Source organism: Enterobacter sp. AC1 (assembly GCF_050434705.1).
Lineage (GTDB): Bacteria > Pseudomonadota > Gammaproteobacteria > Enterobacterales > Enterobacteriaceae > Enterobacter > Enterobacter cloacae_L.
The window spans coordinates 525713-550225 of sequence record NZ_JBNDIZ010000001.1 but is presented as its reverse complement, the minus strand read 5'-3'; the positions used below and the strand labels follow the sequence as shown (position 1 = coordinate 550225).

General features: G+C 55.8%; 15 protein-coding genes and 5 pseudogenes. 8 read left to right on the top strand and 12 right to left on the bottom strand.

Going from position 1 to position 24513, the window contains the following annotated elements; genetic code table 11:
* Nucleotides 1–14: 14 nt before the first annotated feature.
* From M2433_RS02580 to M2433_RS02565, 4 genes and pseudogenes are all read right to left on the bottom strand, one after another.
* On the bottom strand, nt 15–467 hold the full coding sequence (locus tag M2433_RS02580) for a DUF4354 family protein (protein ID WP_429052649.1): 453 nt from the start codon (nt 465–467) through the stop codon (nt 15–17).
* Entirely contained in the window at nt 457–810 is a 354-nt protein-coding gene (locus M2433_RS02575) for a hypothetical protein (RefSeq protein WP_429052647.1), read from the bottom strand. Before M2433_RS02575 ends, M2433_RS02580 begins: the two co-directional genes overlap by 11 nt.
* A gap of 71 nt (nt 811–881) precedes the next feature.
* On the bottom strand, nt 882–1325 hold the full coding sequence (locus M2433_RS02570; protein WP_429052645.1) for a PACE efflux transporter: 444 nt from the start codon (nt 1323–1325) through the stop codon (nt 882–884).
* Nucleotides 1326–1406: 81 nt separating this feature from the next.
* Nucleotides 1407–1757: pseudogene (locus M2433_RS02565) on the bottom strand (NAD-dependent epimerase); the annotation flags it as partial.
* Between M2433_RS02565 and M2433_RS02560 the strand changes: the two are divergent.
* Both M2433_RS02560 and M2433_RS02555 read left to right on the top strand, forming a co-directional pair.
* Nucleotides 1738–2211: pseudogene (locus M2433_RS02560) on the top strand (LysR substrate-binding domain-containing protein); the annotation flags it as partial. The pseudogenes M2433_RS02565 and M2433_RS02560 sit on opposite strands and share 20 nt — an antisense overlap.
* A gap of 316 nt (nt 2212–2527) precedes the next feature.
* A pseudogene (locus M2433_RS02555) lies at nt 2528–2935 on the top strand (site-specific integrase); the annotation flags it as partial.
* 121 nt (nt 2936–3056) lie between these two features.
* Here M2433_RS02555 and M2433_RS02550 read toward each other — a convergent pair.
* A pseudogene (locus M2433_RS02550) lies at nt 3057–4220 on the bottom strand (glycerate kinase type-2 family protein); the annotation flags it as partial.
* Nucleotides 4221–4222: 2 nt separating this feature from the next.
* Nucleotides 4223–6031 (bottom strand): annotated as a pseudogene (locus M2433_RS02545) (FAD-dependent oxidoreductase); the annotation flags it as partial.
* A gap of 429 nt (nt 6032–6460) precedes the next feature.
* Between M2433_RS02545 and M2433_RS02540 the strand changes: the two are divergent.
* Both M2433_RS02540 and fdhF read left to right on the top strand, forming a co-directional pair.
* The gene (locus tag M2433_RS02540; RefSeq protein WP_429052643.1) at nt 6461–7933 is read left to right on the top strand and encodes a nucleobase:cation symporter-2 family protein; all 1473 of its coding nucleotides are present in this window, start codon (nt 6461–6463) and stop codon (nt 7931–7933) included.
* 143 nt (nt 7934–8076) lie between these two features.
* A complete protein-coding gene (gene fdhF / locus M2433_RS02535; RefSeq protein WP_429053101.1) occupies nt 8077–10230 on the top strand; it encodes a formate dehydrogenase subunit alpha in 2154 nt (717 codons plus the stop codon).
* Between the two features lie 48 nt (nt 10231–10278).
* Here the strand turns inward: fdhF and M2433_RS02530 are convergent, their stop codons facing one another.
* Together M2433_RS02530 and M2433_RS02525 are read right to left on the bottom strand one after the other, a co-directional pair.
* A complete protein-coding gene (locus tag M2433_RS02530; RefSeq protein WP_429052641.1) occupies nt 10279–10737 on the bottom strand; it encodes a (2Fe-2S)-binding protein in 459 nt (152 codons plus the stop codon).
* A 43-nt stretch (nt 10738–10780) separates the two neighbouring features.
* Nucleotides 10781–13987, bottom strand: coding sequence for a molybdopterin cofactor-binding domain-containing protein (locus M2433_RS02525; protein WP_429052639.1), 3207 nt, complete (start codon nt 13985–13987; stop codon nt 10781–10783).
* Nucleotides 13988–14461: 474 nt separating this feature from the next.
* Between M2433_RS02525 and M2433_RS02520 the strand changes: the two genes are divergently transcribed.
* Nucleotides 14462–15427 (top strand): hypothetical protein, encoded by a 966-nt coding sequence (locus M2433_RS02520; RefSeq protein WP_429052637.1) that lies wholly within the window; start codon nt 14462–14464, stop codon nt 15425–15427.
* A gap of 15 nt (nt 15428–15442) precedes the next feature.
* Nucleotides 15443–16012, top strand: a complete 570-nt coding sequence (locus tag M2433_RS02515; protein ID WP_429052635.1) for a hypothetical protein — start codon at nt 15443–15445, stop codon at nt 16010–16012.
* 42 nt (nt 16013–16054) lie between these two features.
* Here the strand turns inward: M2433_RS02515 and silA are convergent, their stop codons facing one another.
* From silA to M2433_RS02495, 4 genes are read right to left on the bottom strand one after another with little or no spacing between them, the layout of a single operon-like run.
* Complete coding sequence (gene silA, locus M2433_RS02510; RefSeq protein WP_429052633.1) at nt 16055–19195, bottom strand: Cu(+)/Ag(+) efflux RND transporter permease subunit SilA; 3141 nt, start codon at nt 19193–19195, stop codon at nt 16055–16057.
* Nucleotides 19196–19205: 10 nt separating this feature from the next.
* Nucleotides 19206–20456, bottom strand: a complete 1251-nt coding sequence (locus M2433_RS02505; protein ID WP_429052631.1) for an efflux RND transporter periplasmic adaptor subunit — start codon at nt 20454–20456, stop codon at nt 19206–19208.
* A gap of 11 nt (nt 20457–20467) precedes the next feature.
* Entirely contained in the window at nt 20468–20806 is a 339-nt protein-coding gene (cusF, locus tag M2433_RS02500; protein WP_429052629.1) for a cation efflux system protein CusF, read from the bottom strand.
* Nucleotides 20807–20833: 27 nt separating this feature from the next.
* Complete coding sequence (locus tag M2433_RS02495) at nt 20834–22219, bottom strand: efflux transporter outer membrane subunit (RefSeq protein WP_429052628.1); 1386 nt, start codon at nt 22217–22219, stop codon at nt 20834–20836.
* A 162-nt stretch (nt 22220–22381) separates the two neighbouring features.
* On the opposite strand from M2433_RS02495, the gene M2433_RS02490 reads away from it, so the two are divergent.
* Together M2433_RS02490 and M2433_RS02485 are read left to right on the top strand one after the other, a co-directional pair.
* On the top strand, nt 22382–23065 hold the full coding sequence (locus tag M2433_RS02490) for a copper/silver response regulator transcription factor (protein WP_047348478.1): 684 nt from the start codon (nt 22382–22384) through the stop codon (nt 23063–23065).
* The gene (locus M2433_RS02485) at nt 23055–24509 is read left to right on the top strand and encodes a Cu(+)/Ag(+) sensor histidine kinase (RefSeq protein ID WP_429052627.1); all 1455 of its coding nucleotides are present in this window, start codon (nt 23055–23057) and stop codon (nt 24507–24509) included. The genes M2433_RS02490 and M2433_RS02485 overlap by 11 nt, the downstream gene beginning before the upstream one ends.
* The last annotated feature ends 4 nt before the right edge of the window (nt 24510–24513 follow it).

Sequence of the window (24513 nt, the reverse complement as noted above, 5' to 3'; positions counted from 1 at the left end):
CAATGTGACAGACATCAATTTATGCAGTCTTTACCCATGCCATAACGGACAAATGGCATATTTAAAACCTCAGGGTTTGAACTGGCAAAATAAACCTCGCCCGTTCTGTTGTCCCGAGGTTCGTATTTTTTCAACATTTCCAGTTGAATACCGGTGCTCATAAATGCCTTCCCGGTTTTATCAAACAGGAAAAAACACATTTTATTATCTTTGCCCGGCTCAATGCTTTTACCCGACGCGTTATCCAGCGTCACCTTATAACTGACCATGTATTTTGCTTCGCCCGTTACGCTGTCCCATTGGCTTCCCTGAGACTCTTTTTGAGCAAAAATAGTGATCCCGGTAAACTTGTCGCCATGGCTCTCTTTCTCAACGGCCTGAGCCGCCCCGGCTGCGGACAACGCTAACGCAAGGCAAATGCCTTTAGTCAGGAGATTACGCATTTTATCTTCCTCTTTATTTTTCACACTGATCCACTATAGACAGAATTGATTTATGCAACCCAGGATCGTGAGGCGCATAATAAAATTCAACGGAAGTCTGTTTTCCGCTGAATTTACTGACTTCGACCCAGGCAACATCGGTAGAATCGCTATCCTGCAGATTATATCTTTCGCTGCCGTCAGGAAGGGTATCATCAAATTCCAGCGATAAATGTTCTCTGGATGATGCGTATATGAGGCAATCTGCAACCTGGTTTTTTGGATGATTGATATAGAAGGAGGCCACTTCCGGATGCGTTCCAATGTTACCCAAATCCACGCAGCCGCTTAAGCACAGAGCGGGGAAGAGTATAAGAAGTTTATTCATAACGCGGCGCCTCACTGCTTCTTGTCAATCAAGAGGGCCAGTTTACCATTGTGCGTTATAACGCACAACCGCTACATGGCTGACCGTTTCCGTCCAACAAATGTCCAGCGCAGGTAGTCGTAAAACCAGTTGAACAGCATCGTGTATGGCAGGAAAAACAGCACCAAACCAATCTCAACAAAAAATGCCTCGGTCATTGTTAAATTCAGCATAACCATCGCGACAGGGATTAAGGTGACGATCAGTCCCGCTTCAAAACCAACCGCATGGATTGCACGAATGAGGAAGGTTCGCTGAAAGCGGTGTTTTTTCTGCAGCGAGTCAAAGAGTTTATTAAACACAAAATTCCAGGCCGTCGCGGTGAGGGCAGATATCACGGACAGCGAGCCTGACTGAAGTACCGACACGTTCATCAGCCAGGCAAGCGACAGCGCGATGACAACGTTCGCTATCACTTCAAAAATGACAGCATGGAAGATTCTCTCTTTAATACTTTTATTTAATTCAATTTCCATTTGCTTAAGGCTGCTTTTTTCAAAAGCTAAAGTATATCAGACATCTTTCAACCCTTTGTAAACGTGCAGGTTAGGATTATGTTAAATACAGCCCAGGCCAGCTAATGTGGCATGCACGGCCTCGGTAAGAGGGGTATGCGGTTCATGGCCTAAAAAGGCCATCAGTTTTGAATTATCCATCACCATTGTCTGCTCCCAAAGATAGCGCATCTCCCGCATTTCATGCAGTGTGATGTTAAAAGGGCTTATCATAGAGATAAGCCACCAGGGAAACGATTTTGCCTTCGCCTTGATACCGGCACGCTCTGCGACACGCTTTATGGCTGCGGCCATCGCTGTCCCGTCAGGATCCTAGTGCCCACGCATGTGGAAACTGGCAAACGGCTCGAGCTCATCCCGACGCGCCAGCAGTGCTATTGCCGTCCGCATGACCACGCCGGTGCAGGATCAACTGATTGCGCGTCGGATGGGGAAGATTGAAATAGGTCTGCATGCCGCGCCGGCTTATCTGTCACGACGGGGTACACCGGAAAGTATTGATGAGTTATTTACCCATACGCTTGTGGGTTTCGATACTGAGACTCCCTTTATTTTACAGTCGCTTAAGCAATTCCCGCAGCTTAACCGCGATCGGTTTACCGTGCGCACTGACAGTGATGTTGCACAATTAAACCTCATACGCGCAGGAGCCGGTATCGGGATGTGTCAGGTACAACTCGCCGATTTTCCAGTGCCGTTGCAGAGGATAATGCCTGAATTCTTTGCGTTTCATCTCGACACCTGGCTGGTGATGCATGAGGACTTACGCCATAGCCAGGCCTGTAAAACGGTATTTGATTTTCTGGCTGAGGATTTACAGGGTTATATCAACAGGGTGCTGCGGTGATTCGTTCGGGAGGTCATTTCAACGTCATGCCGGGGAGCAGTGAGAAGGTCGATATGCATTTAGCGGGCGTGTGCAGACCTTGAATTGAAACCATGAGATGAGATGGCAAGCCTGAGATGCTACAATAAGCGTACTTAGACCTTGGTGCGCATAATGTATATTATGTTAAATTTAGTCCGTCGTTCATTCAGTTCATAACCGGCCACAGACAACGATTAATCATATACTTACCTATCCCCCCAACTTCTTCTTGTAGTACGTTATGTTTGTTGGTTACTTTGTTCATACACATACTATCCATAGGGATAATTGTCGCGTGTTCAAACTCACACAACTCAATCTCAACCAACGGCAGCGTTTATGGATCCTGATGGATAATCATACACGCCAGCCGCTTTTGTATCCGTTACAATATCTTATAGACCATCTTGCTTTGCGTTCATCCGCCACGCAATCCGCTTCACTTCAAGCGCTCAAGTTTTTCTAAGAATTCTGGCACCAGAAACATGGCGTGACGTTTTGCTTCAGTTTCTATTCCTCGAACCACAATCCATTGATCGTCATTGATGAACTGACAGCCTTTTTTCATTATCTGGAAAATGAGCATTCATGCGTACCAGTGTTAACTATCAGATCTACTACGCCGACCATTCCTAAACGTCGTACAAACATCAGACATGTACATGTGGTTATTCGCTTTATCAGATGGGCGGTCCCCTCACACCGGACGAGATCCACGATCTGCTGTCTGAAAGCCACCGGCTGACCTCTGCATAGGGTGCCAGCGCCGCTCGCGGGCGGCGTCCTCCCTCTTCCTTCCCGGCGGTGCGCAAGTAACGGCAGCGTCAGATAATCATTATTGCTCGAATATCGTTTACGTTTGTTAGCGTTGGCCCGGTTATCACAAGGTCATTAAGCGCGTGAAAATAGCTATAACTGTCGTGAACATCAAGATAATTAGCCGCATCCAGGCCTCCCATTTTGCCGCGTGTTAACGTGTCCGGAAATACCAAAGCACCTGCTGCATCTTCTGTGCCGTCGATACCATCACTGTCGCCGGCGATTGCCCATATGCCGCTTTCCCCCTGCAATGCACAGGCCAGACTGAGCGAAAATTCAGTATTTCGCCCACCCTTTCCGGGCTGGTCATTGTTTACCGTCACGGTGGTTTCACCACCCGACAGCAGTACTGCCGGACCGGAAATCGGATGACCATATTGCTTCACGGATTTAGTAATCCCGGCCATAACAATGGCCACTTCACGACTTTCACCTTCTATCGCATCGCCCAGAATAAGCGGCGTCAGTCCGTGTCTGCACGCAGCCAGCGCGGCAGCCTGCAAAGCCAGCTGTGGCGTGGCAATGAGTTTAACCTCGCTGTTCGTTGTGCTTTCAACCGGGCCTGCCGGCTGGCTTAGCAGTTTATGAACAGGTTCCGGGGTCTGAATACCGTAGCGCTGGAGTACCCGAAGCGCATCAAGCGGCGTGCTGTCATCGGCGACAGTAGGACCTGATGCCACATCTGCCGGGTTATCCCCCGGCACATCGCTGATAATTAGTGACACAATACGGGCCGGTTGCGCCATTCTTGCCAGCTTGCCGCCTTTCACCGCGGAGAGATGACGACGTACCAGATTCATCTCTTTGATATTGGCACCGCTGTGCAATAGCGCGCGGGTAATGGCCTGCTTATCTTTCAATGTTAATCCTGGTGCGGGCAGCGCCATCAACGCCGACCCACCACCGGAAATTAGTGCCAGCACCAGGTCATCAGAGGTCAATCCGCGCAGCGCTTCCACAATCAGCATTGCGGCAACTTCGCTCATCGAATCCGATACCGGATGAGCAGCCTCGATAATCCGGATGCGGCCAGCAGGCACCGCGTAACCATAACGCGTCACCACCACGCCAGACACATCCACATCTGGCCAGGCTGCATCCACAGCCGCTGCCATTGCCGCCGAGGCTTTACCGGCACCGATTACCACGCAGCGGCCACGCGGTTTTTCCTTTGCGTGGTGCCGCGACCGCCGCCGCCGGTCCGGATTTGCCCCCAGCGGTCCAGCTGTACGCCGTGGCCGCGTAGCCACGGCATATCGTGGGCCTGGAAACCAAATGCCATGATTAGCACATCCGCCTGTAGCTCAAAGCCGGAGCCCACAATCGGCCTTGGCCGGCGGCGGCCATCCGGCCCGGGTTCTCCCATGTCGGTGCGAATCATGCCGACCGCGCTGACCTGCCCCTTACGGTTGCGCTGGATATACTGCGGCTGAACGTTGAACTGGAATTCCACACCTTCCTCCCGCGCGTTGACCACCTCTTTTATAGAGCCGGGCATGCTCAGCTCGTCGCGACGATAGGCGCAGGTCACGCTCGCGGCCCCGCGCCGCACCGCCGTGCGCAGGCAATCCATCGCGGTATCGCCGCCGCCCAGCACCACCACGTGTTTGTCCTGAATATCAATAAGCGGGTACTCCGCGCTCTCTTCAAGCCCCATCACCTCGCGGGTGCTGGCGATCAGGAACGGCAGCGCCTGGATCGCGCCAGGCGCGTCTTCACCCTCCAGCCCCGCGGCCATCAGGCCGTAGGTGCCGACGCCGAGAAATACCGCATCGTAATTGGCGACCAAATCGTTAAAGTCGACATCACGCCCAACTTCCTGGTTTAAATGAAATTGAATGCCCATTTCGCTGAAGATCGTCCGGCGCATGCCAAGGATCCCTTTATCCAGCTTGAAGGGCGGGATGCCAAACGTCAGCAGGCCGCCAATCTCCGGATGCTTATCAAAGACATCCACCTGCACCCCTGCTCGCACCAGGATATCGGCGCAGCCCAGCCCCGCAGGCCCCGCGCCAATAATGGCAACCCGCTCCTTGCGCGGCGTCACGCCAGCCACCTGCGGACGCCAGCCCATCGCCAGCGCGGTGTCGGTGATGTAGCGCTCGAGGTTGCCAATCGCCACCGATCCCCCCTCGTTTTTCAGCGTGCAGGCCCCTTCGCATAAGCGATCCTGCGGGCAAACGCGGCCACAAATTTCCGGCAATGAGCTGCTCTGATGGCACAGTTTCGCCGCTTCAATGATTTTTCCTTCATTAACCAGGCGAATGAAATCGGGAATGTGGTTATGCAGCGGGCAGGTCCAGTTGCACCACGCTTTCTGCGCGCAGCTCAGGCAGCGTTCGCTCTCATATTCCGCTTCTGAGCGGCCCAGACCGCAGTAAATCTCCTCGAAATGCGTTTTGCGCAGCGCTGCGTCGACCTTTTTCGCCCCGACGCGAGGGGGTTTAGCGAGGAACATGTCACGAAGCCGCGGCTGGCGCGGCTGCACCGTCTGCCCGAGTACGGTACGCGTCTGCCGCTCGCGGCGGATTTTTTCAAGCTGTTGCTCATCCATCAGGCGTAGCGCCTGCGTTGGGCAGGTGGCCACGCAGGCCGGTTCCCCGCTGGGGTGTTCACTGCACAGGTCGCATTTCTGCGCCAGCTGCGGTGCGTCTTCATTGGCAGCGACCATTTCGATAGCCCCGAAAGGACAGGTGATGACGCAGTTCTTACAGCCAATACATTTTTCCTGCTTCAGCTGAATGCTGTTGTTAGCAAAAGAGAGCGCCTCCGTTGGGCAGGACGCCACGCAGGGAGCGTCGTTACAGTGGTGGCAAGTGGCGGTACGGCTCTCTTTACGGTGGAAAACAACGTGAATGCGCGGCATGAAATCGCGGCGCTGCAGCGGCCAGTTATCCTGATGATGGGCGGTCACGCAGGCAACCTCACAGGCATGACAACCAATACAGCGGGTGGCATCAGCCACTATAAATCGGTTCATTGGCTTCCCTTTTATTCAGATATTCATCAAGGGTCGCGATGCAATATTCAGGCGCATTTTGGGTTTCGCGTCTGCTGGGGTTATTTTTTGCGATGCAGGTCAAATAAACAATTATTCTCATTTTTCCGCGTCATCGTCTTTTATCTTATTCGATACCAAAATGAGAGCGTTACTCTCATAGTGATACCCGGGTATTTATCCCCTCTTTCATTCCTGTTTCACCACCGCGTAGTGATATCCAACAAGTCGTGACTCCATTCACAAAAATATTCTTTGCTCCGCTAAACGGTTAATTCTGGCACAGCTTACGCATAGTTATCGCCGTGCGCGCAACACGCTGATGGTGACATCAGTTCAGGGAGGCAACTGCCTTCGAATCGTAACTTTCGCTCTCAACCCAGCGACAGTCGTAAAGGAGATAACCACCTCATGAAAGATTCTGCCATTCCTGCCTCACGCTCGACGGCTTCAACGGCGCCGGTCGATGAGGTTTTGCCGATAACGCAAATGATTCTCTACGGACTGCAGCACGTGCTGGTGATGTACGCCGGCGCGGTGGCCGTTCCTCTGGTGGTGGGCAACGCCGTTGGCCTGCCCGCCGAGCACATCATTCTATTGATTAGCGCCGATCTGTTTATCTGCGGCGCGGCAACCATCGTCCAGTCGATGGGGATTCGTCCCTGGCTCGGCTGCCGTTTGCCGCTGATTCAGGGCTGCACTTTCGCCGCGCTGATCCCGATGGTGCTGATTGGCAAAGAGTACGGTATCGGTGCCATTTCCGGTTCGGTGATTGTCTCGGGGATCTTTATCCTCTGCTGCGCGCCGTGGATTAGTCGCCTGATTCGTTTTTTTCCCAGGGTAGTGATGGGCAGTATTGTCACGCTGATTGGCCTGTCGATCATGCCGGTGGCCGGCGGGTGGATAGGCGGTGGGAGCACAGAAATGCAAGGCTTCGGCGACCTGTTTTCCCTGCTGATGGCCGCGATTACGCTGGTCATCATTCTCAACCTGTACACCTTCGCCACCGGGGTGGTGAAAAACACGGCGGTGCTGATCGGGCTGATTATTGGCACAATCCTCTGGAGCTTCTTCAAGCCGCTCGACCTTCACCTGGTGAACGCCACCCCGTGGCTGCATCTGCCGACGATCATGCAGTTTGCCCGCCCTGAGTTTCATATCGTTCCCGTCGCCCTACTGTCCATGGTCATGGTCGTGGTGATGGTGGAAACCATGTCCTCGATTATGGCCACCGGCGATATCGTCGGTAAGAAAGTGGATGCCACCATGCTGCGCAACGGCCTGAACACCTGCGGGCTGGCCACCACCCTTTGCGGCTTCTTCAACCTTTTCCCCTATGCCGCTTTTGCGCAGAACGTCGGCCTGATCGGCCTGACCGGCGTACGCAGCCGCTATGTGGTATCGGTCTCTGGGGCGATTCTCATTTTGATGGGCCTGTTCTCGAAAATGGCCGCGCTGGTCGTGCTGATCCCAAAGCCGATCCTCGGCGGCGCCGGGATCGTGATGTTTGGCATGGTCGCCGTCTCCGGTATTCGTACCCTTGGCCAGGTTGACTACCGCAACAATAACAATGACATGGTGGTAGCACTGACGCTGGGTCTGGGCATGATGCCGGTCCTGGTACCAAACCTGTTTACCCAGTTCCCGCCGATGATGCAGCTGTTCCTCCACAGCGGTATCACCATCGGGACGCTCACGGCAATCGTCGCCAACCTGACGCTCAACGGCAGCGTGCCACTGCGTATTTCTCACGATATTCCGGAACCAGACCCGCTGCCGCCCAGCGCCGCGGCGCGAAATATGGCGGTACGCACCGTTCGTATGTGGCTGCTGCTGCGCAAGGTGCAGAAGGGCCAACAGCCACAGCAAAGTGCGGGGGAATAATGCAAAACCGAATCATACTGGCGTTGCTGGTGCTGGCATTAATGACTCTTCCCGCCGTCCAGCATGCCATTGCCTTTGGGGTCCGCAGCCGCTTTGATTTTTGGCTGTTTTTTTAGGATGTCACCCTTATCTGGAGAACCATGATGAAAAAAGTGACCACCGTCTGCCCTTACTGTGCCGCTGGCTGCAAGCTGCAGCTGGTGGTTGAGGACGGGCGGATCGTTCGCGCCGAGGCGGCGATGGGCAAAAACAACCAGGGTAAGCTGTGCCTGAAAGGCTACTACGGCTGGGATTTTGTCCACGATACCCGCATTCTGACGCCCCGCCTGCAAACGCCGATGATACGCCGCCAGCGCGGCGGCAAGCTGGAAGCGGTCGCGTGGGATGAAGCGCTGGATTACGTCGCCACGCGGCTTAGCGAAATTAAAGCGAAATATGGCCCTGATGCCATTCAAACCACCGGTTCTTCGCGGGGTACCGGCAACGAAACCAACTATGTGATGCAAAAATTCGCCCGCGCGGTTATCGGTACCAATAACGTTGACTGCTGCGCGCGCGTCTGACACGGCCCTTCGGTTGCAGGTCTGCACCAGTCGGTCGGTAACGGCGCAATGAGCAATGCCATCACTGAAATTGATAACAGCGAACTGGTGTTTATCTTCGGCTACAACCCGGCAGATTCTCACCCTATCGTCGCCAATCACGTGCTTAATGCGAAGCGAAATGGCGCAACAATCATCGTTTGCGATCCTCGGCGTATTGAAACCGCCCGCATCGCCGATCTGCACCTGGCGCTTAAAAACGGCTCTAATATCGCGCTGCTGAACGCCATTGGCCACGTCATTATTGCGGAGGATCTTTACGACAAATCATTTGTTGCCCGGCGTTCTGAAGGCTTTGAGGAGTACCGTAACATTGTCGAAGGCTATCCGCCGGAATCGGTTGAAGAGATTACCGGCATTAGCGCGCAGGACATTCGCGCCTGCGCCCGACTGTACGCCAGCGCGGGAACGGCCACGATTTTGTGGGGCATGGGCGTCACTCAGTTCTATCAGGGCGTAGAAACGGTGCGCTCGCTGACCAGCCTGGCGATTCTGACCGGCAATCTTGGCAAAGCGAGCGTCGGCGTCAACCCGGTTCGCGGGCAAAATAACGTACAGGGAGCCTGCGATATGGGGGCACTACCGGACACCTATCCGGGCTATCAGTTCGTAAAAGTGGCCGAAAACCGCGAGAAGTTCGCGAAAGCCTGGGGGGTTGAGAGCCTGCCGGCGCATACCGGCTATCGCATCAGCGAGCTGCCGCACCGCGCGGCACAGGGCGAAGTCCGTGCGGCGTACATCATGGGGGAAGATCCGCTGCAAACCGACGCCGAGCTGTCGGCGGTGCGCAAGGCGTTTGAGACGCTGGAGCTGGTAATTGTGCAGGACATTTTCATGACCAAAACCGCGGCTGCGGCCGACGTCATCCTGCCCTCCACATCGTGGGGTGAGCATGAAGGCGTTTATACCGCCGCCGACCGTGGGTTCCAGCGCTTCTATAAAGCGGTGGAGCCACAGTGGGATCTGAAAACCGACTGGCAGATTATCAGCGAAATCGCCACCCGCATGGGTTATCCGATGCACTACCGTAACACGCAGGAAATCTGGGATGAACTGCGCCATCTGTGTCCGGATTTCTTCGGTGCCACCTATGAGAAAATGGGTGAGCTGGGGTACGTGCAGTGGCCGTGTCGCGATGAATCTCCAGCGGATAAGGGAACCTCATGGCTATTCGAAGATCGTTTCTCCACCCCAGACGGGCTGGCGCACTTTTTCACCTGCGACTGGGTGGCGCCGATCGACAAATTGACCAAGGAATTTCCCATGGTGCTTTCCACGGTACGCGAGGTGGGCCACTACTCGTGCCGCTCGATGACCGGGAACTGTTCGGCGCTCTCTGCGCTGGCGGATGAGCCGGGCTATGCGCAGATCAACACCGCCGACGCGGCGCGTTTAGGCATTGTCGATGAGGCGCTGGTGTGGGTGAACTCGCGTAAGGGGCGGATTATTACCCGGGCAAAAGTGAGCGAACGGCCAAACAAAGGAGCCATTTACATGACCTACCAGTGGTGGATTGGCGCCTGTAACGAGCTGGTCGCGGAAAACCTCAGCCCCATCACTAAAACCCCGGAGTACAAGTACTGTGCGGTTCGGGTAGAGGCAATTACCGATCAGGCGGCGGCAGAGCGCTACGTTGCAGAAGAGTATGCGAAGCTCAAAGCGGGGCTGCGTGAATGCAGCGAGGGACACGCGTAAACGGCGCTGTTGGGGAGGTCTGAACCTCCCCGGCGCGCCATCATCGCGTTATGACTTTAACGCGTGTTGGATAGAATCAAGAATCGGCTGGTAGCCGGTGCAGCGACAGATATTCCCTTCCAGCACGTCTTTCAACTGTTCGTCACTCGGCTGTGGCACTTCCTGCAGCAGCGCGGTCGTACTGACCAGCACGCCCGGCGTGCAGAAGCCGCACTGTACGCCGCCTTTCTCCACAAAAGCATGCTGTAGTTTTTGCGTAATCGGGTTGTCGTTTAGCCCTTCCAGGGTGGTGATTTCCGCTTCATCGCACTGTTCGGCCAGCACCAGACAGGAACAGACCGCTTTGCCGTCCATCATCACCGTACAGGCGCCGCATTCACCAATAGAACAGCCTTCTTTCGTTGCGGTTAACTTCAGCGTGTTGCGGACCAAATCCAGCAGGCGCATATTGCCTTCGACTTTGGCGTCTACCAGTTTGCCGTTGACCTTCACTTTAATGACACTCATTGTTTTGTCCTCGACAGGGCGCCAGGCGCCCTGCTTTCACTGATTATTGAGCGGATGCCTGCGCCATCATGTCGCGGAACATGCTGACAAAAACCGGCTGCTTATAGGCGGCGGACCAGCGTTTGCCGATGGCGGCATAAATCAGCTTGTCCAGCACCTCGCAGGCGCTATCAATGGTTTGCGGCGTGATGCGCTGCCCCAGCAGGCAGCGCTCAACGTCAAGCAGACGCTGCGGTTTGCTGAACAACGCGCCGTCGACCAGCCGACAGTAGCTGACGGTACCGTCAGCAGCGAACTCCAGCAGCGCGGTTAAGCTCTGACGGGTAATGTTCAGCGCGTTTCTCCGCCCCAACTGATGGTAAAACCCCTTCGCTTTAGGGTGCGCCGGAGCCGGGAGAATCACGCGAGTGAGCAGCTCATCCGGCTGGCGTTGCGTTTTGTAGCCCGAGAGCAGAAACTCGGCCAGCGACATGCGCCGAGTGGCGGTGTGGGAACGCAGTTCGATGCTGGCATCGTAAAGAATCGACGGCGGAATCGAGTCGCCGCACGGCGCGGCGTTGACGATATTGCCGCCGATGGTTGCGCGGTTACGGATCTGGTGAGAGCCGACCGTATGGCAGGCCTGCACCAGCAGCGGGTAGCGTTCGCGCAGCAGCGGATGGTCGGTAATACGGTTAAAGGTGACCGCCGCGCCGATGGACACCTCATGGCTTTGCGGATCTTCCGTTATCCCGGTCAGCTCGCTGAGGCGGGAGATATCAACCAGCCTCACCGGTTTGGTTTGCAGCCGCCCCTGCACGATGACATCTGTCCCGCCCGCAATCGCCGTGACACCGTCACTTTTCAGTAACGCCAGCGCCTCATCCAGACTCTTCGGCCGCGTCACCGTGACGTCGGTAAGCCGCAGCACCTGTTTTTTATTCTCCTGCTCAATCATCAGCTCGCTCTGGCGCGCCGGTTTTTTCAGGTTATAGCCGAGAATCACCTGCTCCAGCGTCAGCGGCAGTTGGTTAAAACGCGTGCCCAGCGCAAAGCTTACGGCGTTGTTGATGGCGGCGGCCGCCAGCTCGGTGGCAGGTTCGCCAATGCCTTTTGCCCCCAGCGGGCCCGCTTTATCCGGGTTTTCCACCCCGATCACCGTAATCGAGGGAATGTCCTTGATGGTCGGCAGCAGGTAGCTGTCAAAGTTCTCGGACTTCACCTGCCCGTTTTCAATATTAAAATCTTCCAGCAGCGCGTAGCCAAAGCCCTGTGCGATGCCGCCGCATACCTGGCCTTCAAAGCCGACCGGGTTCAGCACCTGGCCTACGTCATGCGCGGCGGTCACGTGCAGCAGGTCGGTCTTACCGGTGCTGGTGTTAACCCGAACCTCCGCAACCTGGCAGCCGTATACCCAGGTGAAATACGGGCTGCCGCAGCCTTTTTCTTCATCCCAGTGGATTGGCGGCGGTACAAACCAGCCGTACTCGGTGAGGCTGACGCTGGCCCATTTGGTTTTATTGACCGCATCTTTAAACGCTATGCGCTGGCTATCATCGTGTTTATTGATGATAAAACCGTCCTGCCAGCAGGTATCTTCAAGGCATGTCGCGCCGATGCTCTCGCCCACCACGCTCAGAATGCGCCGCTTAATTTTCTCCGCGGCATCCAGAATCGCCCCGCCGCCGACCATCGTTCCGCGCGTGGCGGCGGTCGAGCCGCCGTCGCCAATCACTGAGGTAGGCGGTTCGCTGAAGTGGATGTCGGTCATCGTTATCCCGAAAGCTTCAGCGGCGATAAGCGACATTGTGGTTTGTAGGCCCTGACCGTTTTCCGATACCGACGTAGAGAGATTAACGCTGCCATCTTCGTTGACCTGAATCAGCGCCGTTGAGGTATCAACCCCTTCCGCGCCAATGGAGCAACCGCGATAGCTGAGCGCCAACCCAATGCCGTAGCGATACACGCCGCCTTGCTCGTTCAGCGCGTGGTAATGCTTACGCTTCGCCATAAATTCCGCCGAGGCGGCCGCCTTTTTCAGCACCTCGCATGCCGACACCGTATGCCGATCGAAAACCTGGCCAGTCACGGACGTATCGCCCTGACGTAATGCATTGATTTCACGAATTTCAACCGGTGAGATATTGAGATACTCGGCGATTTCATCCATCAAGGATTCATTAGCATAAACCACTTGCGGCGAGCCAAAACCGCGCATCGCAGAGGTATAGCTGTTATTGGTGTACACCGCCTTTACATCGATGTGAACGTTGGGGATCGCGTACGGGCCAGCCGCCTGTACGGAAGATCGCCAGGTGACAAACGGCGATGAGGCCGCATAGCCGCCGCTGTCGGCCAGAATATCGATTTTCATTGCCTGGATACGTCCGGCGTCGTTCAGCCCTACTTTGTATTTCATTTTGTAGGGGTGGCGTTTGCAGCTTTCAATGATGGACTGTTCGCGGGTATAGGCGAACTTGACCGGCTTCCCGGTCAGGCGCGTCAGAAGCGCCGAGCGGCAGGCAAGATGATCGATAACGTCATCCTTACCGCCAAACGAACCGCCCATGACCGCGCGCTTGACGTTGATTTGGCTCTGCGGGCAGCCCATAAATTTGGCCACAAAGCCGCGCACCCGGTGCGGGTTCTGAATAGAGCCGGAAATAATCAGGCTGCCGTCAGTAGGATCCAGCCAGGTCAGAACCACTTCCGGTTCAATATAGGCATGTTCCTGGAAGCCGACCTCATATTCGCGTTCAAGGATATGCAGGGAGTCAGCAAATCCCTTTTCGATATCGCCTTTAATGGTGTGGTGATGCGCGGCAATATTGTCGTCACGCTCCGGGTGAATTCGCCGTGCACTGGGCGCCAGCGCCGCTTCCACGTCGGTGAGCGGCACATACGGCGTGTAGCGTACGTGGATTTTATCGGCTGCTTCGCACGCCGCTTCATAGGTGGTCGCTGCGACAACGGCGATAACGTCGCCGTGAAAGACCACCTCGTCTTTGACTATCGGCAGGTAATCTTTAACGATAACGCCCACCACCGGCGTGCCGGGAATATCCTGCCAGGTGGCGATTCTCGCCACGCCGTCTACCGCCAGCGCGCCGCTAAGATCCAGCTCGTCGATTTTGCCTGCGGGAATGTCCGCATAGCGACAAACGCCGTAGAGCATATCCGGCAGTGTTATATCATCGCCATATATGGCGGTTCCTTTGACTTTCGCCAACCCATCCACGCGCCCTGGCGACGCTGAACGCAAAGCACACATAATGCTCCCCTTATTATCAATCCTGTAAGTAGCCACGGGAAAAGCCCATCGCTACGGACAAATCCAAGATTTGTGCCAGAGATCAACGAGGTGAACATCAGGGTTCGTTTTTGTGATTGTGCACGCGTAAAAACCGCGCCGTTGAGTGAAAAGCGTCCATCACAAGCGGCGTTGCCTGAGAATGATTCCCGAGCAGCGCCGTTTTTATCAAAGTAATAATCGGTTTTATCAAAATAATAATGGCTTAACGCGCGCAGACCAAACAGGGATGTGCCAGGAGGGATATTGCTGGGCTGAGAACGTCTGCCGATAACCTTTAATACTCCTTGGTATCGTTTACATTTTACTCGAGCAATATCATTTGATCACCGAGTTAACGCTGCTATTATCAACCTATCCCTGTTCGAAACATAAATTTCTTCAATAAATTACCCTGCTAATTAATAGTCCTCACGGAATGAAGGAGCTTCCTCGATGAACTTACCCGGTCAGCAGTCGCCTGACAGCACTCTTCCCTCTTACGATCTCTCGCGCAGCCTTGGCCTACAGGCTGGTGCGGATATCGATTTTAAAAAGCTGGCCGCGCAGCTCGACTGCACGCGAAATTTTTACAATGTCGGCATCATTTTTGATGATGGCAAGCAACGCTGGCTGGTACGTCCCTCTCGACGCATTGCTGATGTGAATCAGAGCACCGTCAGCCATGTGGTAATCAGTAAAATTCCTGATGCTAAAGAAACCAGTGCCGAAAAAGCTGTGGTAGCAACGCTAACCACCCCGTCACTTGCGACGGAAATCACCTCGACCGGTTTCGCCTGTGGCGCGATGATTGTTACGCTTGTCATGGCGTTTGGTGCCGGTGCGGCAGTGCCTTTTACCGCTGGCGGGTCCGGTGTGATTGCGGCGATCAGCCTGTCCGGTACGCTGGCAACGGGAGCACAATGCATGATTGGCGCGGGCCGCCTGCTGGCTATCCATAACGACCATGGCTCCGATATTGCCTGGCTCGACAGCCAGGACTGGTATGTCGCCACCACGACAGTTCTGGATGTCATTTCGCTTGCTGCGGCGGGAACCGCGCTAAGAGGTACTTTAGAAACGTACAAGCTGATGAAAGCGGCATCTTCAAGTAAAGTTACCGCCTGGTTCCAGAGCCTGAGCCGTGCCGAGCGTAAGCGCATTACGGAAGAGATCATCAAAGCGCAGAATCCAGGCATTTCCAGTGCCGGGGTAAAGGCCGCGATCCGCGCAGGTGTTTATCCGAAACGTTTTCCCAGCGAATCGTTACAAAAATCACTGCAGCGCGAGCTGATGAGTGCGGTCAATAACGCATCGGCCTTTGTGGGGAGTTCACTCACTGGGACTATCCGCAACCCACAAAATACCGTCCAGTCAGGACGCTATGTGGTAGGTGTACTGCAGTCATTTTTACCTAACTAAACGCCGAGTATTCAAATGTTTAAAGTTTTAACCCGTCGCCTGCAACGCTGTAACGAGGTGGTCGCCAGCATAAACCATGCCGCCCCGACACAGCTGCAGCAGCTGAAGACGCAGCTGGCCGACGAAATGGGTAAACCTGTGGGACTGCATACCATGGGTATTCCGGCAGCGGTCAGTACGCTCGGGGTGATTGTCAGTTTCGCCATTCCGCAGCTGTGGCTGGGGTATGGCGTACTCGCCGCACTCGGCCAGCCGGCCGAACGCGTATTCGTGTGGGTTGTGCTGGTCGCCCTGCTCTTCGCCGGGATCAACGGCGTGACGATGTTTATGATGGGCAAAGGCAGCATGCGCGCCGTGCGATTACATCTTACGCTGGCGGTGATAAGCCTGGTACTAACGGCAGCCTATCTGCTGGCCGCACTGAGCGGTAGCGCAGCTCCGGGCGTCAGCCTGACCGCGGCGCTGGTGAGTATTGTCATGCTGGGTCTGAGCGGCAGCTGCATCCTCTCTACCGCTTTCTATAAGATGCTGCTGTTTACTCTGCATAACAGAGCCTGGCGCAAGCTTATTAGCCAGGCGCGCTAAGCATTCATCACGTAAAAAGCCCGCCGCTGCCGGCGGGTTTTTTTATGGCTTTTTATGCCTGCGCAGCCAGATTAGCTTGTACGCCGCAGGAATAATAAACAGCGATAACAGCGGCGCGGTGATCATCCCGCCAATCATCGGTGCCGCTATCCGGCTCATGACCTCCGATCCGGCACCGGTCCCCCAGAGAATGGGCAGCAGACCGGCAATGATCACCGCGACGGTCATCGCCTTTGGCCGCACGCGCAATACCGCGCCATGGTAGAGGGCGTCATCAAGCCCCTGCTCGGTAAACGTGTCGCGCTGGGACAGCGCCGGGTGCGCTTCAATGGCATGGCGTAAATACATCAGCATGACCACCCCAAACTCTGCCGCCACCCCGGCCAGGGCGATAAACCCGGTGCCGGTTGCGACAGACATATGGAAGCCCTGCCAGTACAGGAACCATATCCCTCCCACTAGCGCGAACGGCAGGCTCATCAGGATCAGCAACGCCTCATCCACGCGTCGGAACGCCAGATAGAGCAAAATGAAGATGATCATCACCGTCATCGGCACCATCAGCTTTAGCTTCCTGTTGGCATGCTCAAGCAGTTCAAACTGTCCGGAGAAAGAGACGCTGGTTCCCGCCCTCAGCTTTACGTTCTGGCTGATAGCGGTCTTAATGTCGTTCACCACCGACACCATATCCCTGCCGCGGGCATCGATATATATCCAGCTTGCCGGACGGGCATTTTCCGTTTTCAGCATCGTCGGGCCGGAAACAACGTTAATCTCCGCGACGTCGCCCAGCGTGATCTGCTGCTTCATCGGCGTCAGGATCGGCATCTGCTTCAGCGCGCTCGGGCTGTTCCGGTAGTCCTGGGGATAGCGAATGTTAATCGGGTATCGCGCGACGCCTTCCACCGTTTCACCGACCGTCGCACCGCCGATGGCCGATGAAACAAACAGCTGCACGTCGCCCACCGTCATCCCGTAACGGGAGGCTTTTTCCCGGTTGATATCGACATCAATATAGCGCCCGCCCTCCAGACGTTCAGCCAGGGCCGACACCACGCCCGGCACCGTTTTGGCTACCGCCTCGATGCTCTGCGCCGTGGCGTCGATATCCGACAAAACGGTCCCTGACACCTTGATGCCTATCGGGCTTTTGATCCCGGTGGAAAGCATGTCTATCCGGTTGCGGATCGGCGGTACCCAGAGGTTCGCCAGGCCAGGCAAACGAACCGTCTTGTCGAGTTCGTCAATAATATTGTCAATCGTCATGCCGGGACGCCACTGGTCCTCGGGTTTAAGCTGAATGGTGGTTTCCACCATTTCAAGCGGCGCGGAGTCCGTTGCGGTCTCTGCCTTACCCGTTTTACCAAACACAGAGGCCACTTCAGGAACGGTTTTGATGAGCTTGTCCGTGGTCTGTAGCAGCGCTGCCGCTTCTGCCGGAGAGACGCCCGGCAGCGTCGAAGGCATATACAGCAGATCGCCCTCATTAATCTTCGGCAGGAACTCGCCGCCCACCTGGCTCAGCGGCCAGATAACCGTGAAGATGGACAAGGCCGCAACCAGCAGGGTGGTTTTTGGCCACTGGAGCACCTTAAGCAGCAGCGGATGATAGGCTGCGATCAGCAGCCGGTTCAGCGGGTTTCTGTTCTCAGCGGGGATTTCCCCCCGGATCCAGAACCCCATCAGAATCGGAATGACAATGATAGCCAGCGCGGCCGCGCCCGCCATGGCGTACGTTTTCGTGAAGGCCAGCGGACCAAACAGCCGCCCTTCCTGACCCTCAAGGGTAAAAATCGGAATGAATGATAACGTAATGATCAGCAGGCTGATAAACAGCGCTGGCCCCACTTCCACGGAGGCATTGGTGATGACGTTCCAGCGCGTGGCGTTGTCAATGTCTTCCCCGGGATGCTGACGGTCCCACTCTTCCAGCCGCTTATGCGCGTTTTCAATCATCACGATGGCGGCATCGACCATCGCGCCGACGGCGATGGCGATACCGCCCAGGGACATAATATTGGCGTTCAGCCCCTGGAAGTGCATGACGATAAAGGCGATACACAGGCCAAGCGGCAGAGAGATAATCGCCACCAGCGCGGAGCGGACGTGCCAGAGGAACAGCGCGCAGACGACGGCCACCACGATAAACTCTTCGAGCAGCTTGCCGCTCAGGTTATCAATGGCCCGGTCGATGAGCTGGCTGCGATCGTAGGTCGTGACAACCTCAACGCCCTCCGGCAGGCTGGCCTTCAGCGTCTCCAGCTTATCTTTTACCGCCGTAATGACCTCGCGCGCGTTTTTACCCGAGCGCAGGATCACCACGCCACCCGCCACTTCACCCTGCCCGTTGAGTTCGGCAATACCGCGGCGCATTTCCGGCCCCGTTTGCACGCGGGCAACGTCGCGCAGGTAAATCGGCACACCGTTCTCGCCGGTTTTGAGGACGATGTTATTGAAATCGTCCATCGTCTGCAGATAGCCGCTGGCGCGGACCATATACTCCGCTTCCGCCATTTCAACTGACGATCCCCCTGCTTCCTGGTTAGACGACGCGAGGGCCTGCTTAACCTCCGACAGGCTGATGCCGTACTGAGACAGTTTTAACGGGTTGACCTGAATCTGGTACTGCTTCACCACGCCGCCGACCGACGCCACCTCGGCGACGTTCGGGATAGTTTTCAGCTCGAACTTGAGGAACCAGTCCTGCAGCGAGCGCAACTCTGCGAGATCGTGTTTTCCGCTGCGATCCACCAGCGCATATTCGAAGATCCAGCCCACGCCCGTGGCGTCCGGGCCGATTTCGGAGCTCACGCCGGCAGGCAGTTTGCCCTGCACCTGGTTCAGGTACTCCAGCACGCGAGAACGGGCCCAGTACAGATCGGTCCCGTCTTCAAAAATAACGTACACGTACGAATCGCCGAACTGAGAAAATCCGCGCACGGTCTTTGCGCCGGGAACCGACAGCATGGTGGTGGTGAGCGGATAGGTCACCTGGTTTTCAACAATCTGCGGGGCCTGGCCGGGATAGCTGGTTTTGATAATCACCTGAACGTCAGACAGATCGGGCAAGGCATCGACCGGCGTGTTGATGATGGTCCATGTCCCCCAGACGCTGAGAAACAGCGCGCCCATCATCACCAGGAAACGGTTGGCGACCGACCGCCGGATAATCCATTCAATCATCATCGCCTCCTTAATGGCCTGAATGCGCGTCGTCAGCAGGTTCAGACTTGCGCATGCGCTCCAGCGCGCCGGTAATATTGGCCTCCGAGTCAATCAGGAACAGACCGCTGACCACCACCGAATCCCCTTCATTCAGGCCAGATCCGATACCGGACTGTTGCTGAGATTCATGCAGAACGTGGACAGGCTTCGGCACAAAGCGCCCCTCTGCATCAACGGTAATGACGCGCTGCTCTTTACCGGTATCGATAACCGCCTGAGACGGGATCAGCAGCATCTCCTGACTTTGGGTATTCAGCGTCAGGTACGCATTCATGCCCGGCTTCAGCAGCTCATCCCTGTTAGAGACCTGCAGGCGCACCTGCAGCGTCCGGGTGGTGGGATCCACGCTCGGCAGAAGGCTCCATTTTTCAACCGGGAAGACTTTATCCGGATAAGCCGGTACCGAAACGGTAAACTGCGAGGTGTCTTTCAGCAGATAAGCAATGGATTCAGGCACCGCCGCGTCGATCCAGACCGGATCCATCCCCTGGATCTGCGCCACTACCTTATCTTTCGAAATATTCATGCCGGTACGCAGATCAAAGGCCGTGATGACGCCGTCGATAGGCGCCCTGATGGTAAAGCGGGTCTGAATCGTGCGGGTCGCACGCAGTCTCTGAATATCGTCATCCGGCATGCCGGCCAGCCGAAGCCGCTCCAGAACCCCTTTTATCTGCGTGGGCGTACCGCCGGTGCCGGAAAGCAGCAGGAACTCGCTCTGCGCTTCGACCCAGTCCGGGATCGTGATATCAACCAGCGGCGTGCCTTTCTTCACCTTATCGCCGATTGTCAGCGGGTACACTTTCTCAACGAAACCCTCCGCGCGCGCCTGCACAATGACAAACTGATAGTCGTTATAGCTAACGTTCGCCGGGATCGTCTGGGCATAATTCAGCGTTCCGCGCGTCACCTTTTGCGTTTTTAACCCCAGGTTCTGAACCTGCGTCGGGTCAATACGGATACCGGCACCGCTTTTATCGTCATTCTCGTCCGCGTATTTCGCCACCAGATCCATATCCATAAACGGCGATTTACCGGGCTTGTCGAATTTAACGTCGGGCTTCATCGGGTCATACCAGAAAAGCACCGTTCTTTCAGGCGCGCTATTTTCTGTTTTTACCGATGAATGCAGAGCCTGCCATGCCGTCACCGAGATCAGCCCTCCCGCGATAAGGCTGCTGGCTATCACGGCAGCATATTTAATTTTTAAAGAGGCCATGCCGTTTCTCGCTATTTAATGCTCTTGAGTAAGGAGAGATTGCCCTGCTGAACAAACGAGAAATTAACGCGGCTGCCGACTTTTAAGGCCTTGATGCTCTCGTCGGCCTGAATAAAGGTGAAGCGCATGGTCATCGCGGGCCAGCCAATTTCCGGGATGGCTTCATGAGCAATCGTGACCTTTTTGTTGGTGAGATCGATGTCCTTCACGATGCCGGTTCCGGTGATGAGCTGTTCTGAAGTACCTTCGCTGGCGGCACTCATCTCCGCGTGCTGATGAACCTCGGCCTGGAGGCCGGCGGATAACATAACGATCGCGCCAAATACAACGGCGTTAAGTGAATTGCGCATGTTTATATTCCTTTTCATTAAATGAGATTATTCGACCCAGCCGCCGCCCAGCGCGGTGAAGAGATTAATTTCATTAACCTGCCGGGCGTAAATAAGGTCGAGGATGTTTTGCCGCGTGGAAAACAGCGATCGTTCCGCGTCTAATACGTCGATATAGCTCACCGCGCCGCTGGTATATAACCCTCTGGCACGCTGCAAGGTGATGTTTAACGAATCAAGATACCGCTGCTGCGCGGCAAGCTGCTGGCTGAGGCTGTCCCGCAGCGCGAGCGCGTCGGCAACCTGCCTGAAGGCGGACTGAATTTTTTGTTCGTAATTCACAACCGACTGCTGCTGGCGAATTTCGGCCAGCTTCAGGTTGGCTTTATTTCTGCCCGCATTAAAAATGGGAATGTCTATTTTGGGAATAAAGTTCCACATGCCGCTCCCGGACGTGAAGAGGCTGGATAATTCCGTGCTGCCTGTTGAAAGTCCGCTGGTCAGGGAAATGGATGGGAAAAAGGCGGCGCGCGCCGCGCCAATATTCGCATCGGCCGCCTTAAGCTGATACTCCGCCTCCAGAATATCCGGACGCTGCAGCAATATTGCCGATGAAAGACCGGGCGGCAGCGTTACCGGCGCAATATCGCGGGCGTTCATTCCGCCGTCGCCCGGCAGCGTGCGATACGTTCCAATGACCAGCTGCAGGGCATTATTGGCCTGCGCCAGCTCCCCCTCTCTTTTGGCAATATCTGCCCGGGTACTTTCAATCTGCCCCCGGGCCTGCTCCAGCGCCAGGACGTTGGTGCTGCCCTTCACCAGCTGTTGCTCAACGAAGGCATAAGACTGCTGGTAATTTTTCAGCGTTTCCCGCGCGATGCGCAGCTGTTTATACGCCAGCTGCTGGTTGAAATAGCTCTGCGACACGTTGGAGACAAGCAGAATATGCACGGCGCGGCGGGCTTCTTCGCTGGCGAAAAAGTTTTGTCGGTCGGCATCGCTCATGTTCTTCAGCTTGCCGAAAAAGTCGAGTTCGTAGCTAAGCGCAAGACCCGCGTCGTACTGCTGTGAGGTGGGTTTGTCACTTTTCAGCCCTCCGCTGTAGGTGATGCCCGAGGAGGCGTTCAGCTGAGGATAACGATCCGCATCCGTCACGCCGAACTGCGCCCGGGCTTCTTCCACCTTCAGGGCGGCCATTTTGATGTCGCGGTTGTTCTTCAGGGCTTCTGTAATCAGTTTCGCTATCTGAGGGTCGACGAAGAAATTGCGCCAGCCTGTGTCCTGATACCCCGCCACCGAAGGCGTCAGGCCGTTACGCGAGAGCGAAAACTGCTGGGGTACCGGTGACGCCGGGCGTGGGTATTCAGGGGCCAGCGAGACGCAGCCTGCCAGGATCAATACCGTACTGATGCTGAGTCGTTTTAACAGGAACATAGCGGTTCAAATGAATTCCAGAGTATTTTTAGGGCTACTCTACTGAACGCATCCTGTTTGACGGGTGACAGGATAATGACAATGTTGTCATTTATGGCGGAAGTCATTGTTAACGGTCGCGGGCGCAATAGAATGTCGTCAGCAGCCAGTCAGGGGAGCAAGATGAAAATACTGATCGTTGAAGATGAAAAGAAAACCGGTGAGTACCTCAGCAAGGGGCTGACGGAGGCGGGGTTTGTCGTGGACCACGCGGACAACGGCCTGACCGGATACCACCTCGCCATGACCGCGGACTATGACCTGCTGATTCTGGACATCATGCTGCCCGACGTGAACGGCTGGGATATTGTCCGCATGCTCCGCTCTGCCGGCAAAGGGATGCCCATCCTGCTGCTGACGGCGCTCGGCACGATTGAGCACCGGGTTAAGGGGCTTGAGCTGGGCGCGGACGATTACCTGATTAAGCCGTTTGCCTTTGCTGAGCTGCTCGCGCGGGTCAGAACGCTGCTAAGGCGCGGGAATACGGTGATTGCGCAAAGCCAGCTTCAGGCGGCCGACCTGACGGTTGACCTGGTGTCGAGAAAGGTGAACCGGGCGGGCAATCGCATCCTGCTTACCAGCAAGGAGTTCAGCCTGCTGGAGTTTTTCATGCGTCATCAGGGCGAGGTGCTTCCCCGCTCCCTGATTGCCTCCCAGGTGTGGGACATGAATTTTGACAGCGACACGAACGCGATTGACGTGGCGGTAAAGCGCCTGCGCGCCAAAATCGATAATGATTATGAACCGAAGCTGATCCAGACGGTGCGCGGCGTGGGCTATATGCTGGAGGTACCGGATGCGCGTTAAGTTCCCCAGGCGCCCTTTTTCTCTCGCCCTGCGGCTGACCTTTTTCATCAGCCTTTCCACGATCCTGGCCTTCTTCGCCTTTACCTGGTTTATGCTGCATTCCGTTGAAAAGCATTTCGCCGAGCAGGATATCAGCGACCTGCAGCAAATCAGCACCGCGATGCACCGCATACTGCAATCCCCGGCCGATCCCGACCAAAAGAAAATCAGTAAGATCAACGAGTCGATCGCCAGCTACCGCAACGTTGCCGTTCTGCTTCTGGATCCGCAGGGAAATACCCTTTTCAGCTCGGCGCAGGGCGCGGCATTGCGCCCTGCGATGAACGCGGCGAACTTTAGCCAACACCGGCAGGCACGGGACGTATTTCTCTGGACGGTCGGGGGCCAGGCTCCGGCCATGCATGCCGGGTCCGACATGAAGATGGAAACCTACCGGATTATCGCCTCTTCAGGGACGGCGACGCTGCTGGGCAAAACGCAGAACTACGTCATGCTGATCGGGCTCTCGATTAATTTTCATCTGCATTACCTTGAGGCGCTGAAAAAGAATCTGTTCGCGATCGCCGCGGTGATTAGCGTGCTGATTGTGCTCGTCATTCGAATCGCGGTTCGCCAGGGGCATTTACCCCTGCGTAACGTCAGCACCGCCATTAAAAATATCACCTCCGAAAATCTGGATGCGCGGCTGGAGCCCTCCCGCGTCCCGGTTGAGCTGGAGCAGCTGGTTATCTCGTTCAACCATATGATGGGGAAAATAGAAGATGTCTTTACCCGGCAGGCTAATTTTTCCGCCGATATCGCGCACGAAATCAGAACGCCGATCACCAACCTGGTGACGCAAACGGAAATTGCGCTGAGCCAGCACCGGACTCAGAAGGAGCTGGAAGACGTGCTGTACTCAAGCCTGGAAGAGTACAGCCGGATGACCCGGATGGTCAGCGACATGCTCTTCCTGGCGCAGGCGGACAACAATCAGCTGGTCTCTGACCGGGTGATGTTTGACCTCGGCGCGGAGGTGATGAAAGTCTTCGACTTCTTCGAGGCCTGGGCGGAAGAGCGCAACGTCACGCTGGCCTTTAACGGGGTGCCCTGCCTGATAGAAGGCGACCCGCAGATGTTCAGACGCGCCATCAATAACCTGCTATCCAACGCCCTGCGCTATACCCCAGCGGGGAAAACGGTGACGGTCTCCATCAGAAAACAGGGTAACGACGTTGAGCTGGTAACGGAAAACCCCGGCACGCCGATCCCGCAGGCGCATCTGTCGAAGCTGTTCGACCGCTTTTACCGCGTCGATCCGTCCAGGCAGCGTAAGGGGGAAGGCAGCGGGATTGGGCTTGCCATCGTGAAGTCCATCGTCACCGCGCATCACGGTAAAGTCTGCGTGGAATCGGACGCGGTGTCGACGCGCTTCATCCTCACCTTGCCGGGAAAGGTTGCCTGAATAG

What these genes read in the sequence shown, in the direction of transcription:
- M2433_RS02575 (WP_429052647.1), bottom strand. Translation starts at nt 810, where the DNA reads ATGAATAAACTTCTTATACTCTTCCCCGCTCTGTGCTTAAGCGGCTGC.
- M2433_RS02570 (WP_429052645.1), bottom strand. Translation starts at nt 1,325, where the DNA reads ATGGAAATTGAATTAAATAAAAGTATTAAAGAGAGAATCTTCCATGCT.
- M2433_RS02540 (WP_429052643.1), top strand. Translation starts at nt 6,461, where the DNA reads ATGAAAGATTCTGCCATTCCTGCCTCACGCTCGACGGCTTCAACGGCG.
- M2433_RS02530 (WP_429052641.1), bottom strand. Translation starts at nt 10,737, where the DNA reads ATGAGTGTCATTAAAGTGAAGGTCAACGGCAAACTGGTAGACGCCAAA.
- M2433_RS02525 (WP_429052639.1), bottom strand. Translation starts at nt 13,987, where the DNA reads ATGTGTGCTTTGCGTTCAGCGTCGCCAGGGCGCGTGGATGGGTTGGCG.
- M2433_RS02520 (WP_429052637.1), top strand. Translation starts at nt 14,462, where the DNA reads ATGAACTTACCCGGTCAGCAGTCGCCTGACAGCACTCTTCCCTCTTAC.
- M2433_RS02515 (WP_429052635.1), top strand. Translation starts at nt 15,443, where the DNA reads ATGTTTAAAGTTTTAACCCGTCGCCTGCAACGCTGTAACGAGGTGGTC.
- silA (WP_429052633.1), bottom strand. Translation starts at nt 19,195, where the DNA reads ATGATTGAATGGATTATCCGGCGGTCGGTCGCCAACCGTTTCCTGGTG.
- M2433_RS02505 (WP_429052631.1), bottom strand. Translation starts at nt 20,456, where the DNA reads ATGGCCTCTTTAAAAATTAAATATGCTGCCGTGATAGCCAGCAGCCTT.
- cusF (WP_429052629.1), bottom strand. Translation starts at nt 20,806, where the DNA reads ATGCGCAATTCACTTAACGCCGTTGTATTTGGCGCGATCGTTATGTTA.
- M2433_RS02495 (WP_429052628.1), bottom strand. Translation starts at nt 22,219, where the DNA reads ATGTTCCTGTTAAAACGACTCAGCATCAGTACGGTATTGATCCTGGCA.
- M2433_RS02490 (WP_047348478.1), top strand. Translation starts at nt 22,382, where the DNA reads ATGAAAATACTGATCGTTGAAGATGAAAAGAAAACCGGTGAGTACCTC.
- M2433_RS02485 (WP_429052627.1), top strand. Translation starts at nt 23,055, where the DNA reads ATGCGCGTTAAGTTCCCCAGGCGCCCTTTTTCTCTCGCCCTGCGGCTG.